General features: G+C 45.5%; 15 protein-coding genes and 1 other annotated feature. All 15 genes read left to right on the top strand.

Going from position 1 to position 14,606, the window contains the following annotated elements; genetic code table 11:
- The first annotated feature begins 6 nt into the window (after positions 1 to 6).
- The 15 genes from ACFQ3J_RS22870 to ACFQ3J_RS22940 all read left to right on the top strand — a co-directional run bounded on the left by ACFQ3J_RS22870 (position 7) and on the right by ACFQ3J_RS22940 (position 14,241).
- Positions 7 to 1,185 carry an FtsW/RodA/SpoVE family cell cycle protein gene (locus tag ACFQ3J_RS22870; RefSeq protein ID WP_091161736.1) on the top strand — a complete coding sequence of 393 codons (1,179 nt, stop codon included), beginning with the start codon at positions 7 to 9 and terminating at the stop codon, positions 1,183 to 1,185.
- 109 nt (positions 1,186 to 1,294) lie between these two features.
- Positions 1,295 to 2,194, top strand: a complete 900-nt coding sequence (locus tag ACFQ3J_RS22875; RefSeq protein WP_091161735.1) for a M23 family metallopeptidase — start codon at positions 1,295 to 1,297, stop codon at positions 2,192 to 2,194.
- Entirely contained in the window at positions 2,187 to 3,038 is an 852-nt protein-coding gene (locus ACFQ3J_RS22880) for a M50 family metallopeptidase (RefSeq protein ID WP_091161733.1), read from the top strand. Before ACFQ3J_RS22875 ends, ACFQ3J_RS22880 begins: the two co-directional genes overlap by 8 nt.
- 70 nt (positions 3,039 to 3,108) lie before the next feature.
- Positions 3,109 to 4,299, top strand: a complete 1,191-nt coding sequence (locus tag ACFQ3J_RS22885) for an Rne/Rng family ribonuclease (protein WP_251584170.1) — start codon at positions 3,109 to 3,111, stop codon at positions 4,297 to 4,299.
- A gap of 111 nt (positions 4,300 to 4,410) precedes the next feature.
- Positions 4,411 to 4,496 (top strand) — a sequence feature (ribosomal protein L21 leader region).
- Between the two features lie 13 nt (positions 4,497 to 4,509).
- Complete coding sequence (rplU, locus tag ACFQ3J_RS22890) at positions 4,510 to 4,821, top strand: 50S ribosomal protein L21 (RefSeq protein ID WP_091161730.1); 312 nt, start codon at positions 4,510 to 4,512, stop codon at positions 4,819 to 4,821.
- Positions 4,822 to 4,834: 13 nt separating this feature from the next.
- Entirely contained in the window at positions 4,835 to 5,173 is a 339-nt protein-coding gene (locus ACFQ3J_RS22895) for a ribosomal-processing cysteine protease Prp (RefSeq protein WP_091161729.1), read from the top strand.
- 18 nt (positions 5,174 to 5,191) lie between these two features.
- Entirely contained in the window at positions 5,192 to 5,503 is a 312-nt protein-coding gene (gene rpmA / locus ACFQ3J_RS22900; RefSeq protein ID WP_091161727.1) for a 50S ribosomal protein L27, read from the top strand.
- A gap of 198 nt (positions 5,504 to 5,701) precedes the next feature.
- A complete protein-coding gene (locus ACFQ3J_RS22905; protein ID WP_091161725.1) occupies positions 5,702 to 6,439 on the top strand; it encodes a Spo0B domain-containing protein in 738 nt (245 codons plus the stop codon).
- Between the two features lie 13 nt (positions 6,440 to 6,452).
- Positions 6,453 to 7,763, top strand: a complete 1,311-nt coding sequence (obgE, locus tag ACFQ3J_RS22910; RefSeq protein WP_251584171.1) for a GTPase ObgE — start codon at positions 6,453 to 6,455, stop codon at positions 7,761 to 7,763.
- A 154-nt stretch (positions 7,764 to 7,917) separates the two neighbouring features.
- Positions 7,918 to 8,355 carry an ACT domain-containing protein gene (locus tag ACFQ3J_RS22915; protein WP_251584172.1) on the top strand — a complete coding sequence of 146 codons (438 nt, stop codon included), beginning with the start codon at positions 7,918 to 7,920 and terminating at the stop codon, positions 8,353 to 8,355.
- 35 nt (positions 8,356 to 8,390) lie between these two features.
- A complete protein-coding gene (locus ACFQ3J_RS22920) occupies positions 8,391 to 9,677 on the top strand; it encodes a homoserine dehydrogenase (RefSeq protein WP_091161721.1) in 1,287 nt (428 codons plus the stop codon).
- A 35-nt stretch (positions 9,678 to 9,712) separates the two neighbouring features.
- Complete coding sequence (gene thrB / locus ACFQ3J_RS22925; RefSeq protein WP_251584173.1) at positions 9,713 to 10,675, top strand: homoserine kinase; 963 nt, start codon at positions 9,713 to 9,715, stop codon at positions 10,673 to 10,675.
- Positions 10,672 to 11,544 carry a prephenate dehydratase gene (pheA, locus tag ACFQ3J_RS22930; RefSeq protein WP_091161718.1) on the top strand — a complete coding sequence of 291 codons (873 nt, stop codon included), beginning with the start codon at positions 10,672 to 10,674 and terminating at the stop codon, positions 11,542 to 11,544. The genes thrB and pheA overlap by 4 nt, the downstream gene beginning before the upstream one ends.
- 19 nt (positions 11,545 to 11,563) lie before the next feature.
- Positions 11,564 to 12,451 (top strand): branched-chain-amino-acid transaminase, encoded by an 888-nt coding sequence (ilvE, locus tag ACFQ3J_RS22935; RefSeq protein WP_251584174.1) that lies wholly within the window; start codon positions 11,564 to 11,566, stop codon positions 12,449 to 12,451.
- A gap of 185 nt (positions 12,452 to 12,636) precedes the next feature.
- Entirely contained in the window at positions 12,637 to 14,241 is a 1,605-nt protein-coding gene (locus ACFQ3J_RS22940; protein ID WP_251584175.1) for a LysM peptidoglycan-binding domain-containing protein, read from the top strand.
- Positions 14,242 to 14,606 lie beyond the last annotated feature (365 nt).

Consider the following 14,606-nt stretch of genomic DNA (forward strand, 5'->3'; position numbering starts at 1 on the left):
TGCAATTTGTTTCGCAAATGGAAAGAACTGGACTGGACACTAGTGGCAGTTCTCGTTTTATTTATGCTGGTAAGTACAATGGTTGTACATAGTGCCATTATTCCAACGCCGGAATTCGAGGGTTATGATATAAGGACTGCGCTCTTTTACATCCTTGGATTCATCATTGTGCTGGGAATCGCTTTAGTCGATTATCGGGCTTTGCTCAAGTATAGCTTCGTTATATACGGAATAGGCTTGTTCCTGATCATTCTCCTATTCTTTATCGGGGCAGAAGTGAATGGCGCAAAGAGCTGGTTTAAGCTTCCGGGAGGATTGCTGTTCCAGCCTGCTGAATTGGTCAAGCTGGTGCTTATCCTCATCTCTGCATACATGCTCGGCAAGAGGGGGGGAGAACCGCTTAGGTTCAGGGCAGATATTATTCCCGCCGCTCTCATCGTTCTTGTTCCTTTTGTACTGGTGCTGATTCAGCCGGACTTGGGGAATGCCATCATTTATTTGGTTGTATTTGTCGGGATGCTGTGGATTGCGGGAACACGCTATAAGCATGTCTTGATAGGCATTACGACAGTTCTTGCTGCACTGATCCTATTTGTGACCTTGTTTAATACCTTTAATGATCAGATCAGAGAAGCACTTGAGGAACAGAATCGATTGCATTGGTATCAGCGTATCAATACCTTTCTCAATCCGGGTGAGGCTTCAAGTGATGATAGACACCAATCCAGTTATGCAATCATTGCAATAGGAACTGGCGGACTGGCGGGGGATGGGTTTAAGCAAGGTGAACTTAAGAACAATCATTTTATCCCGTATCCATATTCGGATTCCATATTTGTTGTCATTGGCGAAGAGTTTGGATTTTTGGGAAGCGCGTTTGTTCTGCTTATGTATTTTGCGCTGATCTATCGTTTGATCCGAATCGCAGCAGCTTGTTATGATAAACGAGGGGCTTATATTATTATTGGGATCGCGACCATGTTTATTTTTCAGGTATATGAAAATGTAGGTATGATGGTCGGGCTAATGCCGATTACCGGCATCACGCTACCCTTCATTAGCTATGGTGGGACTTCCCTGTTAATCAACATGCTTAGTATCGGAATCGTCATGAGCATCAAGCTGCATCAGGAAAAATACGATCTGCAGAATAAAGAAACCAAGACAATAGCACCTGGGCTTTAGAGCTCATGGTGCTTTTTTGTATGCACGATCTGAGGCTTGTTCATAATTGCTCGTCCGTATTCATAAGATGTAACAGTTAAAGTGAATCCTCACAAGGAGGACAATAGGGATGAACATTAAAGCCAATATTAAACAGCGAAGACAGGAACGGATCAGACAGCTTCTTGATGTAGAAGATACCCGCGATAAACAGAGTTCGAAGACCATAGAACAAGGGCGACCTATAGACAGGAGAGGGGTGCCGCAGGCAGAACAGCCTCCTTCTCGGTTCCAATCGTATGAAGAAGCAGATGTAAATATCGCTGAGCGAGATCCTGAGTTGTTATGGAAGAAAGATCGCAGAAGATGGTTAGAGGATGAGACTTACCACGAGGGCCCTGATCATCAACCCCGTTTTCTAAACGGACTGCTTAAGCGAATTGTCATCAGCGGCATTTTATTTGGTGCGATCTGGGGCGCGTTTCAGTGGGATGCTCCTTTTTTGGAAAGAGCCAAATTCTTTGTGGCAGACAGCCTGCATCAGGAAATGGATTTTCAAGCAGCGGCAGCCTGGTACACTGACCATTTTGGAGGCGCGCCTTCCTTCTTGCCGATCTTTGAAAATGATGGCGCATCTCCACTGAAAGTGACGGCTTCCCGTAAATTGTCTCCTCCCATTGCAGGAACAATCGCTCAGCCCTTTGCTATAACGATGGAAGGGGTAGAGATTGTTCCCAATTCTGAGGGTGGGGGCGTTTTTCAAGTTGACAGCATTGATGCAGGACGAGTAATCCAGGTAATCAATAACCCCGAGACAGGAACGACGGTAGTCGTTCAGCATACAGGCGGGCTTACGGGCATTTATGGACGTCTTGCAGAGACCAAGCTGGAAACGGGCTCTTGGGTTGAAGAAGGCGGGAAGATCGGTCAGATCCCTGCAGGCACTTTAGAGCATGATCAGACCTTGTATTTTGCTGTAAAGGATGGGGACGTCTATATTGATCCAGCGGAAGTGATTGCTTTTGATTAATGTAATGGGGATCCGGTTATCCCTGCATCCGGTATTTGTGCTTGTCATGATGCTCTCTGTAGTAACTGGCCGATTCGTTGAGCTGTTGACGTTATTTGCGATCGTTTTTATCCATGAGCTGGGTCATGCGAGCTGCGCTTTGTTACTTGGAATTCGGGTTAATTCCATTCAGATGCTTCCTTTTGGCGGAGTGGCAACGATTGAGGATCGGGGAGACCTGACGGCCAGGAAAGAGATCCTGATTTCACTGGCTGGTCCTCTCCAAAATGTAATGATGATTGCAGCAGCTTATGCGATGTATGCTACAGGCATGTGGGACGGAGAATTTCTGCATTATTTTATTTCCTCTAACGTCATCATTGCTCTATTTAATCTGCTGCCGATCCTGCCTCTGGACGGGGGGAAGATTATACAAGCCTTGCTGAGTATCTTCTTGCCTTATCATAGAACACTACTCGACACTTATAAGATCAGTATCATTTTCAGTGCCTTGATGCTGACCTATGCCTTTTTGCCGCTAATGAGGGGACAAGGAATGGTGGATCTAAACCTGGCTATGATGGGCTCCTTTCTCCTTTATTCCAACATCGTGGATTATCGGAATATCCCTTATCGATTCGTGCGCTTTTTGATGAACAGGGATATTCTATTTTCAGTACATGCCTCTTCCGGGAGTTTGGCACAGCCAATAATTTCGATGCCAGCGAAACCTTTGGACAATATCTTGCGTTTATTTAAGAGAGAGAAATATCATATGATATATGTGATGGACAAGCATGGGAATATTGTTGGCGTTCTGCCAGAGCAGCGCGTAATCAAGTCGTATTTTGATAAAAGAACGTAATTTACAAAATAGGAGAGCGCAAACGAATGCCCCTATCTTCTCTCTAAAAGAGTACTCTAGAGGTGAAGCCATGAAGCAAACGATTGTGAACTATGAACCAAATCTTATTCGAATGGCTCTTCTGGAGGAAGGTAAAGTAGTTGAATATGCAGCGGAACGGGCGGGTGAAAGGGGGCTGCTCGGTTCCTTTTTTAAGGGACGTGTAGTCAATGTGCTCCCAGGTATGCAGGCTGCCTTTGTTGATATCGGGCAAAAGAAAAATGCCTTTTTATATATTGATGATGTACTGCATCCCCATCTGGACAAGCAGCCCAAGATCAAGCCGGCCATTACAGAGCTACTTCACGTGGGTCAGGATATTATCGTTCAAGTGTTCAAGGAGCCGGTAGGCGGAAAAGGGGCAAGAGTAACAACACACTATGCATTGCCCGGTCGATGGATCGTTTATATGCCGATGGCGGGATATATAGCGGTATCCAAGAAAATTGCTAAAGAGGGTGAAAGATCTCGTCTCAAAAGTATCGCTGAACGTTGCAAACTGGATGAAGAGGGTATGATTATACGAACCGTTTCTGAGCATGAGAGTTTAGAAGCAATTGAAGGTGATCTAATTCAGCTGCGCAAGGTATGGCAGAGGATTGAGCAAAAAGCCAGCATGAATAATGCTCCGCGACTGCTGCATCAGGATCTCAGCATTCTGCAGAGATTTATTCGAGACAGTCATACTGCGCATAGTGATGAGTTTGTAATTGATAACGAGCAGCAGGCCAAAGAAGCCAAGCTGTTCTATCAGGAGGTCGCCTTGAATGGAGTACCCAATTTTCATGTTTATCACGGGGATAAGCCTGTTTTTGAAGCATATGGTGTTCAGGAGCAGCTGATAAGGGACTTCAAAAGAAAGGTGTGGCTTGAAGGTGGCGGCTATGTCGTTATTGACCATACCGAAGCTCTGACAGTCATTGATGTTAATACAGGTAAATATATAGGCGGTCGAAACCTGGAAGAGACGGTAACGAAGACGAATATTCAAGCAGCTATTGAAATAGCCAGACTGCTCAGACTCCGGGATATCGGAGGAATCATCATTATTGATTTTATTGACATGGAATTCGAACGACACCGGGATGAGGTTATGCTCACACTGGAGCGTGAGCTCCAGAAGGATCGTACGAAATCTCACGTCGTAGGATGGACAAGGCTTGGTCTGCTGGAGCTTACCCGCAAGAAGGTAAGGGAGGAGAGCAGCTTGGCACTGGAGTAATCAGTGACTAAGCACAAGCGCTCATAGAGCTGAACGAATATTGCAAAATCATTGATTTGAGTATAGACTCGTGATATAATCTTCAGGTATGTGTCTAGTATTAAGTTGCTGCACATGCTGTAACCGCTCCGATCGGGTTGGAAGTATTCTGCTTTTTGAGGCAGGATCACCTGGATTAGGCGAGTCTGAGACATGAGGAGGTGCAAGCAAATGTACGCAATTATTGAAACTGGTGGTAAACAGTACAAAGTTCAAGAAGGCGATGTTCTTTACATCGAGAAATTGAACGCTGCAGACGGTGAAACTGTAACGTTTGACCGCGTGTTGGCTGTTTCTAACGACAATGGTTTGACTGCAGGTACACCGGTTGTTTCCGGCGCAACTGTAACAGCGACTGTTGAGAAGCATGGCAAAGGTCAAAAGGTTGTTGTATACAAATACAAGCCTAAGAAGAACTACCATGTGAAACAAGGTCATCGTCAACCTTACACTAAAGTAACTATCGGCAAAATCCAAGCGTAAGTGGGTGTAAACAGTGATTACTGTACACATCTTTCGTTTGAGTGACGGCAGCATTCGCGGCTTTTCCGTGAAAGGTCATGCGAATTATGCTAAAGCTGGTGAAGATATTGTATGTGCGGGAGTTTCCGCAGTGACAGTTGGCACGGCTAATTCGATTGAGACACTTACAGGTGTTGAGCTTGATGCCGAGATGGAGCATGGCTTTCTGAGCGCATATGTTCCGGAAGGAGCCGAGTTGTCAGTCGATATTCATTCCCAGATTCAGTTGCTGCTTGAATCACTTGTGGTGATGCTGAAATCGATCGTTGATTCGTACGGAGAGTATATTCAGATAAAGCAGCATAATAACTAAAGAAGGAGGTAGACTACAATGTTAAAATTGGATCTTCAGTTGTTCGCATCCAAAAAAGGTGTGGGTTCCACAAAGAACGGTCGTGATTCCGAGTCCAAACGTCTTGGCGTTAAGCGTGCAGACGGTCAGGCAGTGACTGGCGGCAGCATCCTTGTTCGTCAACGTGGTACTAAAATCCACCCAGGAACGAACGTAGGAATCGGTAAAGACGATACTTTGTTTGCGAAAGTAGACGGCGTTGTGAAATTTGAACGTTGGGGCCGCGATCGTAAAAAAGTGAGCGTCTACCCTATTGAAGTTGCTCCTGTAGCAGCTGCAGTAGAAGCGTAATAGGCATTTTCGCCTAAGGAGCCTTCGGCATGTTTGCCGGAGGCTTTTTTTATTCAGGCAATCAGCTCACCTTGGGTCATTTTCGAATGTGCTAAGATGTTTTTGTTTTTGATACTGTTTGGCAACATCGTCTGTGATATACTGCCTTTATGACCTTTATATTATAATGGGGTTAACATTGATGAACGGGGAGAAGTCATGAATTACTGGAAAAAAGTGCCCTTAGCGGTATCTTGTTCGGTCATATTTCCGTTAGTTTTGGTGATCATCTCTAAGACTCTGGTCTCTTGTATTTTGCTTGCGTTCTGGTTAGTAGCTGTCCTATATTATGTCTTTAAGGCTATGGACAAGCAGCTTGAAGAGCAGCGCCGTCAAACGCAGCAGAGAATGGAAGATACAGCGATATCCGTGTTAAATCATCACAGACATGATTGGATGAATGACCTCCAGGTGTTGTATGGATATATTCGTCTAGGAAAGAATGATAAATCAATACAAACGGTGGAAAGAATAAAGGATAGAATGACGGAAGAGAGCAAGATTTCAAAGCTGGGCGTGCCGTCTCTCATTTTTTATTTGCAGTCGTATAGAATAAGCGGCAGTCTTGTTGTTCTAAGTGTTGAAGTGGAAGACGGATTGCGGCTGGATACCTTGATTTCTCCCGAGGACGGTGAAATGCTGACAGGGACGATTGCGGATACAGTCAGGGCTTATCAGTTCAGCAACCGATCGTCTTGGGGAGAAATTCGTCACCTGTTAATTCGTTTTGGTCAGGATCAAGGGGATGTTATTGTACGCTTCGAGGGAGAGAGAGTAGCGTCTGAATCAGAAGCTTGGAGTAATTTGTATACGATGAAGCAAGGAACAAAGGTGATAGCGGAGCCGCCTGCGACAGGGGATGCGCTGATTCAATTTCGTGTGACTTGTGGGATATAAGGAAGGGATAATTATGTTTGTAGATAAAGCGAAGATTTATGTTAAAGGCGGGGACGGCGGAGATGGGCTCGTATCGTTCCGTCGTGAGAAATATGTGCCCGAAGGTGGACCTGCTGGTGGGGACGGTGGAAAGGGCGGCAGTGTTATTTTTCGTGTAGACGAAGGTCTCAGAACGCTGATGGATTTCCGCTACCAACGTCACTTCAAAGCCAAGCGCGGTGAAAAAGGCCGCAATAAAAGTCAGCACGGTGCGAATGCGGAGGATATGATTGTCCGTATCCCGCCGGGAACGGTAGTAACCGATGAAGATTCAGGTGAGGTGCTCGCTGATTTGACCCGTCACGGACAGCAGGTTGTTGTTGCGAGAGGCGGTCGAGGCGGAAGAGGGAATATTCGATTTGCAACTCCGAAGAATCCAGCACCTGAGCTTGCGGAGAATGGCGAAGAAGGGGAAGAACGCTACATTGTACTGGAAATGAAGGTTATGGCCGATGTAGGCTTGGTTGGATTTCCAAGTGTGGGCAAATCTACTCTCTTGTCCGTCGTATCGGGTGCCAACCCGAAGATTGGGGCATACCACTTTACAACGATTACGCCGAATCTCGGTGTTGTTGATGTAGGGGAAGGCCGCAGCTTTGTTATGGCGGATTTGCCTGGACTGATTGAAGGGGCGAGCGAAGGTATTGGGCTGGGTCATGAGTTCCTGAGACACGTTGAGCGTACTCGCGTTATCATTCATGTGATCGATATGGCTGGATCTGAGGGCAGAGACCCATACGAGGATTTCGTCAAGATCAATGACGAGCTTCATCAGTACAATGCTAAATTGATGGAGCGTCCACAAATTGTGGCCGCGAACAAAATGGATATGCCGGAGTCGGCAGACAACCTGGAGAACTTTAAGCAACAGCTTCATGCTTCTCATCCTGAAATTGAGATTATGCCAATCTCATCCCTTACCCGTCAAGGCGTGAAGGAGCTTCTCTATAAGGCAGCAGACATGCTGGATCAAATGCCGGAGGAGCTGCATGTGGAAGAAGTGGCAGAAGTAAGTGAACGCAAAGTTTACAAGCTGGATAAAGAAGTAGAGGAAGGCTTCAAAATTGTCCGGGAGAATGAGATGTTTATTGTGGAAAGTCCGAAGATCGAGCGCATGATGAAACGAATGCAGCTGAATTCGCATGAGGCCATTATGAAGCTTGCGCGTACCCTTCGCCATATGGGTGTCGATGATGAGCTTAGAAAACGTGGTGCGAAGGATGGTACGATTGTTCGTATTGCCGATTTCGAATTCGAATTTGTGGAAAGCAGCAGCTACTATTAATAAAACAAGAAATTACCGTGGGTATCTTCCTTAGATATCCACGGTTTTTTGGAATATGGGCAGTAAGAGACTCCATTTGTCTATTGCCCTTTTCGATACGATTCGATATAATGTCCACTATATGAATACAATAGTCTTTGAGGAGAGGACGTTTTTGAAAGAACGCTATTATTTAGTACGTGAAGATATATTGCCAGAAGCCGTGGTGAAGACGATGCAGGTGAAGCAGCTGCTCGCTTCCGGTGAAGTAAAGACTGTCCATGAAGCGGCTGAACGTGTTGGTCTAAGCCGAAGTGCATTTTATAAATACAAGGATGGAATTCATCTGGTCAATCAGCTGGAGAGAGAGAGAATTGTCACCATCTCAATTGATCTGGAGCATGAGTCTGGGATGCTGTCCCAAGTGCTATCGCATGTGGCATCATATGGAGGCAATGTGCTTACCATTCATCAGAGCATTCCGCTCCAAGGGCGCGCTAATGTAGTTATTTCAGTAGAAACTTCTCGGCTCAGTGGAGACCTTGGCGAGATGTTGGAGCAATTCTCGCAGGTTCCTGGAGTCAAACGAACACGCTTGATAGGTCAGGGGTAGAGGAGATACTTTAGGTACATAAAGGGGATGAGAAGATGAAACCGATTAAGGTGGGTTTGCTTGGATTAGGTACTGTAGGCACAGGTGTAATACGAATCGTGGAAGGGAATCAGGAGGATCTGAGCAGTCAAGTCGGCTCTCCTATCGTTATTGAAAAAGTAGCTGTGAAGAATCTGGTCAAGGCTCGTAATATTACAGTGGATGCTGATAAATTAACAGAAGATCCATGGGAAGTTATTCGTAATCCTGAGATTGATGTTATTGTCGAAGTCATGGGCGGAGTGGAGAAAACAAAAGAATACATTCTTGAAGCGCTAGAGCGGGGCAAGCATATCGTGACGGCAAACAAGGATTTGATGGCGCTCTTTGGTGCGGAAATTTTAGCAAAAGCTGAGGAGAAGCGCTGTGACGTCTATTATGAAGCTAGTGTTGCTGGTGGTATTCCGATCATTCGTACGTTGATTGAGGGCTTCTCGTCTGACCGAATCACACGAATTATGGGGATCGTTAACGGGACCACGAACTTCATATTAACCAAGATGAGTCAGGAAGGGGCTTCGTATGATGAAGTCCTAACAGAGGCACAGGCACTTGGTTATGCAGAATCGGATCCTACCTCGGACGTAGAAGGGCTAGATGCCGCACGTAAGATGGCCATTCTCGGCACGCTTGGGTTCCATACAAACGTCGAGCTTCGGGATGTGTCAGTCAGCGGAATTTCTGGTGTTACCAAAGAGGATATTGCTTACGCTAAGAGACTTGGATATGAAATGAAGCTGTTAGGTATTGCAGAGCGACAAGATGACCAAATCTCAATCAGTGTAGAGCCAACGATGGTGAGACAGCAGCATCCTCTGGCCTCAGTCAACGGAGTATTTAATGCGGTATTTGTTCACGGTGAAGCCGTTGGAGAAACGATGTTCTATGGAGCAGGTGCGGGTGAACTGCCTACGGCTACTTCTGTTGTAGCTGACTTGGTATCTGTAATCCGTAATTTGAAGCTCGGAGTGAGCGGCCTGAAATCCATCAGCCCTTATAAAGAGAAGCATCTGATACAAGATGAGCATATTTCTTATAAAAATTTCATCCTGCTGCATGTCGATGACAAAGCGGGTGTGCTTGCTCAAATTACCCAAATATTTGCTGAGTATAACGTCAGTCTTGCTTCCGTTGTGCAGCAGCCGAATGAACAGAATCCGGATGCCGAGATCATTATTGTTACCCATAATGCGAGTAAAGCAAGCATGGATAAAGTGCTGAAGCACTTTGAAACGCTTAGTGTTATTCGTAAAGTGAAGAGTGTTTACCGGGTAGAAGGATGATCTTTCCCGTTACTTTTCGAGGAGGACCGAATAGAATGAAGAACAGCGTAAGAGTAAAAATCCCGGCGAGTACAGCTAACTTAGGCCCTGGTTTTGATTCATTGGGGATGGCGCTCAGCTTATATTCTTATGTGGAGATGAAGAGGGCAGAGGAGACTACTATCTCTCTGCATGGCGAACATTTGAAGGGGATTCCTACGGATAAGACGAACCTTGTCTATAAAGTGGCACAAGCTGTATTTAATAAAGCAGGAGTCCATGTTCCTGAGCTTGAGATTTCTATGTATTCCGAAATTCCTCTTACACGGGGGCTTGGAAGCAGCGCGACGACGATTATAGGTGCTATGGTCGCAGCTAACGAACTCATTGGGTCACCTTTGATGCGGGAAGAGCTGTTCACGATGGCCACGCAAATAGAGAAGCACCCCGACAATGTGGGGGCCTCGCTGTTTGGCGGTTTTGCTGTCTGTGCATGGGATGGTAATGATGCACATCATATATCGTTTGATCCGCCTGAACAATTGGAAGTGCTTGTTGTGATTCCGCAGTTTGAATTGTCGACAACGAAGGCAAGAGAAGCATTGCCGCGCGAGCTTTCATTTCAGGATGCGGTCTATAATATCGGGCGAACCTCAATGCTGGTCGGCGCCTTGGCGAGTGGTCGTTACGATCTGTTAAGTGCGGCGATGAAGGATAAGCTGCATCAGCCCTACCGGGCTGCCCTTGTTCCCGGGATGGCCGAAATACTGGAGGAAGCACCGCGAAAAGGGGCTCTAGGAGCAGCTCTAAGCGGCGCGGGTCCGACGGTACTCGCTTTCGTACATCAAGAAGAGCGGGATAAGCATGGCCTTGAAACTTATATGGTTGAGACTATGCGAGCCCAAGGAATTGAAGCAGATACGATGTGGATCAAACCAGATCTGCAGGGTGCACAGCTTGTATCTGACGAGCAACAAGGTACATTTATGGATATGATAAAAGGGGAAGTTAAAGCATGAAACGAGTTGCAATACTACCTGAAGGCACCGTGTCACATGAAGCGCTCGATTTTTTGCTAGGAGACGAGCCATATGAAGGCAAACACTTCAAGCTGATATCGGATGTATTTCGATCTACGGAACGAGGAGAGAGTGACTACAGTGTTATACCGGTGGAAAATACAATAGATGGGTCGGTTAGTCTACATATGGATTGGCTTGTACATGAAGTGGATATCCCTATGCAATGCGAATGGGTTTACCCCTCTATTCAGAATTTAATTGGCGATCGAAATGAATTTCTGAATACAGCGGGAGATATGGACTTTACGAAAATCCGCAAAATCATGTCTCATCCCGTAGCTATCCCTCAATGTCAGCAGTTTATCCGCACTTATGCTCCACAGGCAGAGCTTGAAAGTGTAGGCAGTACAGCAGAGGCAGTAGAGATTGTGAAGAAGAACCCGGGTCAAGGCTGGGCGGCCATTGCTACGAGACTGGCTGCAGCGAAACATGGATTGGATATCATGGCTGAGCGGGTTACGGATCATGATAACAACTACACCCGGTTTGTGTTAATTGGTCCAGATGCGGTTAATCTGCAGCGAGAGGCGGATCATCAGAAGACAAGCATACTTATCACACCTCCAGAAGATTTTCCTGGAGCGCTTCATCAGGTATTATCGGCTTTTGCTTGGCGCAGACTGAATTTGTCTCGGATTGAGTCCAGACCAACGAAAAAGAAGCTCGGTAACTATTATTTCTATATTGATGTAATGGAATCAATGGATTCGGTACTTCTTCCTGCAGCTATTTCAGAGATTGAAGCTCTGGGATGCCAGGTTCGCGTACTGGGTTCTTATCCTTGCTATGTATATACAGGACAATAATGCGGAGGTGTCACTCGTTATGGCAGCAGAACAGTGGATTTATCTTGATGGTCAGTATGTGACGAAGGAAAATGCAAAAGTATCCGTTTTTGATCATGGATTTTTATATGGTGACGGCATTTTTGAAGGGATTCGGATATACAACGGAAATATTTTTAAATGCAAGGAGCACTTAGATCGTCTCTATGATTCCGCAAAATCCATCATGCTGGATATTCCTTTGTCTCATGATGAGATGCGGGAGGCCATGGCTGAAACCATTCGTCGCAACGAAATGAGAAATGGATATATACGTCTCGTTGTATCGCGCGGTTACGGTAACCTTGGAATTGATCCACTTCGGTGCGAAAAGGCAAGTGTCGTCATCATTGTGGAAGAGCTGTCCATTTACCCAGAGGAAGCGTATCTCAAGGGCTTAAGAACAATCTCGGTTTCGCAGCGCCGCAACATCCCAGATGCACTCAATCCTAAGATCAAGTCATTGAACTACTTGAATAATGTGCTGGTCAAAATTCAGTCGAATCACGCTGGTGTTGGAGAAGCAATTATGCTGAATTCGCAAGGCTACGTTACAGAAGGTTCCTCAGATAATATTTTCATCGTCAAAAATGGGGTTCTCATTACGCCTCCATGTTATTTGGGTGCGCTAGAAGGCATTACTCGAAATGCCATTATTGAACTCGCAGACAAAATAGGTTTGCCCTTCAAGGAGCAGCCCTTTACATTGCATGATGTATATGTAGCAGACGAAGTGTTCTTTACGGGTACTGCCGCTGAAGTTATCGCTGCTTATGAGGTAGATGGCAGAACGATTGGTACCGGTGTTGCTGGTCCGATTACACTCCAGCTGCTTGAGGAGTTTCGCCAAGTTGTAGATAAAGACGGGTATAAAGTATTTGCAGATTAGTGCTGCTGCGTGATAGGCGGATAAGATCCTCTTCTTCGCATGTAGTCTCTTTTTAAAGGGATTGCTGCCTAGAAGAGGATTTTTTTATGATAATGATGTCATTTGTTCGGATGCTGCATAGGATGAGAGTAACGAAAGAACGGGCGAATATCATGCCTGAAGAAACGTGAGGAGGTTTTGGGCCTGTGAAAATCCATATTGTAAAAGAAGGAGATACATTATATAAGCTGTCTCAAAAGTATAATGTATCTTTAGAAACGATGATTAGCGCAAATCCGGAAATTGCAAACCCTAATGAATTAACGATCGGGATGAAAGTCAAGATTCCATCGGCACCGGTAACTGCACCACCAGGAAATATGATTATACACTCCCATACCGTAGTACAAGGAGACTCGCTCTGGAAATTGTCCAAAGCATGGGGAATTCCTCTTCAGGATTTAATTGCTGCTAATCCGCAGCTGAAAAACCCGAATGTACTATTGGTAGGAGAAACGGTGAAGATTCCTGCCGGGACATCCGCTAATAAGGAAATGGGAACAAATACACAAATGGGTCAAACCCACACCGGTACATCTCCAAAAACAACAGTGGGAAGTGAGCAGTATACAGGCGTAAAAGAAGAAATTGTTCCATTGGATGCTTTGCCTAATTATCCTCAGCTTCCTAAGCTGCCAACGATGCCAGAAGCACCAGTCGCGCCAAAAGCCGAATTAACGAAGCCAAAATTGACCGCACCCAAAGCCGAGTTGACCAAACCGAAGCCAGAACAGCCAAAAGCAGAAATAACTAAACCTGCACCGACTCCTCCAAAGGCAGAAGTGACCAAACCGAAGCCGGTACCTCCCAAAGCCGAGATTACAAAGCCGATTGCTCCCGCTCCAAAGCCTGAGATGACGAAGCCAATGCCGCCTGCACCTAAAAAGGAGTTTAAGCCAGTAGCCCCGCCACCCAAACCTTTGCCTAAGCCTGTAAAACAGCCTGAAATGGTTAAACCGATGCCGCTTCCAGCACCTGTTAAAAAACCCGATTACGGTTATTGCGATTCATGTTACCCAACACACGGAATGATGATGCCATTCTATGAAGATAAGCATTACGGAAAAGGGCACGCCGGACATTGGCCGGGATTCCATCAGCCGTATGGTCAGCATCCAGTTGCTCCAGCGGGGCATTATGGTTCGCATGAAGGTACTGTTCCTTATGGTGAGCAATCTCCTATGGTTCAAGGTGTCTATGATCAGTCGGATGGATCTTATACCACATACGAGCATGGCGGATATATTGTGGATTATGCTCTTGTACATGGAGATCAATATGGGGATTGCGGATGCGGTCAACCTGTAGCTTTGCCATACAGCTATGCTCAAGCGGAGTCTGAATGGAAGGCAGCGACAGCACAGAATCAGCAGCCTGCATTGCATCCAGAGGCGTATGGACGTCAGCCGCAGTATACGAACTATTACAGACCTAATGAATACGGACCTCAAGTTTCTTATGTAGACTATTACAATCAACCGTATAACAACACAGCTGTACAGAATGTAGTAGATGGAAAAAGCGATATTGCTGAACAACAAACAGGCATTAACTTAGATAGCTTGAGCGAGCTTCCAAAGATAGAGGATGCACAGATGTCTATTAAAGCAAAAACAACCGTCGGAAAGAGTAAAACTAAAAAAGCGACGGTATCATCCAGTGCTAAAAAGCGTACCTCATCAAATAGAAACCAAAGCAGCAAAGGATCTGGATTAAAAAAGGCGCGCAGAAATCCATGGCTTAAGAGATAACATTCTATTTAGGATCAAGCAGCTCTTTATGAGCTGCTTATTTAATTTCTAAAAAAGTATTGCATTAGATCTTGGTATGTGATAATCTATAATTCCTGTCGCGTTGACGGGGATGAGCGTTGAGAAATTGATAGTTTGATAGAATAACATTTTTTTAAAAAACTATTGACGAAATAACATCATCTATGATATATTATAAAAGTCGCCGCTGAGAGAAAATGAAGGCGAGCGAGAGAAATTGATCTTTGAAAACTGAACAACGAGTGAGCAGCATTTTCTTTGAAAATGCTTAGCGAGATCATTCGGTACGCGTCGCAAGACCGTATGAATGATGGAGCAAAATAAAGAGAACATAATGTTCTCGT

The organism is Paenibacillus provencensis, assembly GCF_042678545.1.
In the GTDB taxonomy this organism is placed as follows: Bacteria; Bacillota; Bacilli; order Paenibacillales; family Paenibacillaceae; genus Paenibacillus; species Paenibacillus provencensis.

Excerpts from the sequence above, each read along its gene's own strand:
- ACFQ3J_RS22905 (WP_091161725.1), top strand. The coding sequence starts at position 5,702 with ATGAATTACTGGAAAAAAGTGCCCTTAGCGGTATCTTGTTCGGTCATA.
- pheA (WP_091161718.1), top strand. The coding sequence starts at position 10,672 with ATGAAACGAGTTGCAATACTACCTGAAGGCACCGTGTCACATGAAGCG.
- ACFQ3J_RS22920 (WP_091161721.1), top strand. The coding sequence starts at position 8,391 with ATGAAACCGATTAAGGTGGGTTTGCTTGGATTAGGTACTGTAGGCACA.
- thrB (WP_251584173.1), top strand. The coding sequence starts at position 9,713 with ATGAAGAACAGCGTAAGAGTAAAAATCCCGGCGAGTACAGCTAACTTA.
- ilvE (WP_251584174.1), top strand. The coding sequence starts at position 11,564 with ATGGCAGCAGAACAGTGGATTTATCTTGATGGTCAGTATGTGACGAAG.
- ACFQ3J_RS22875 (WP_091161735.1), top strand. The coding sequence starts at position 1,295 with ATGAACATTAAAGCCAATATTAAACAGCGAAGACAGGAACGGATCAGA.
- ACFQ3J_RS22885 (WP_251584170.1), top strand. The coding sequence starts at position 3,109 with ATGAAGCAAACGATTGTGAACTATGAACCAAATCTTATTCGAATGGCT.
- rpmA (WP_091161727.1), top strand. The coding sequence starts at position 5,192 with ATGTTAAAATTGGATCTTCAGTTGTTCGCATCCAAAAAAGGTGTGGGT.
- rplU (WP_091161730.1), top strand. The coding sequence starts at position 4,510 with ATGTACGCAATTATTGAAACTGGTGGTAAACAGTACAAAGTTCAAGAA.
- obgE (WP_251584171.1), top strand. The coding sequence starts at position 6,453 with ATGTTTGTAGATAAAGCGAAGATTTATGTTAAAGGCGGGGACGGCGGA.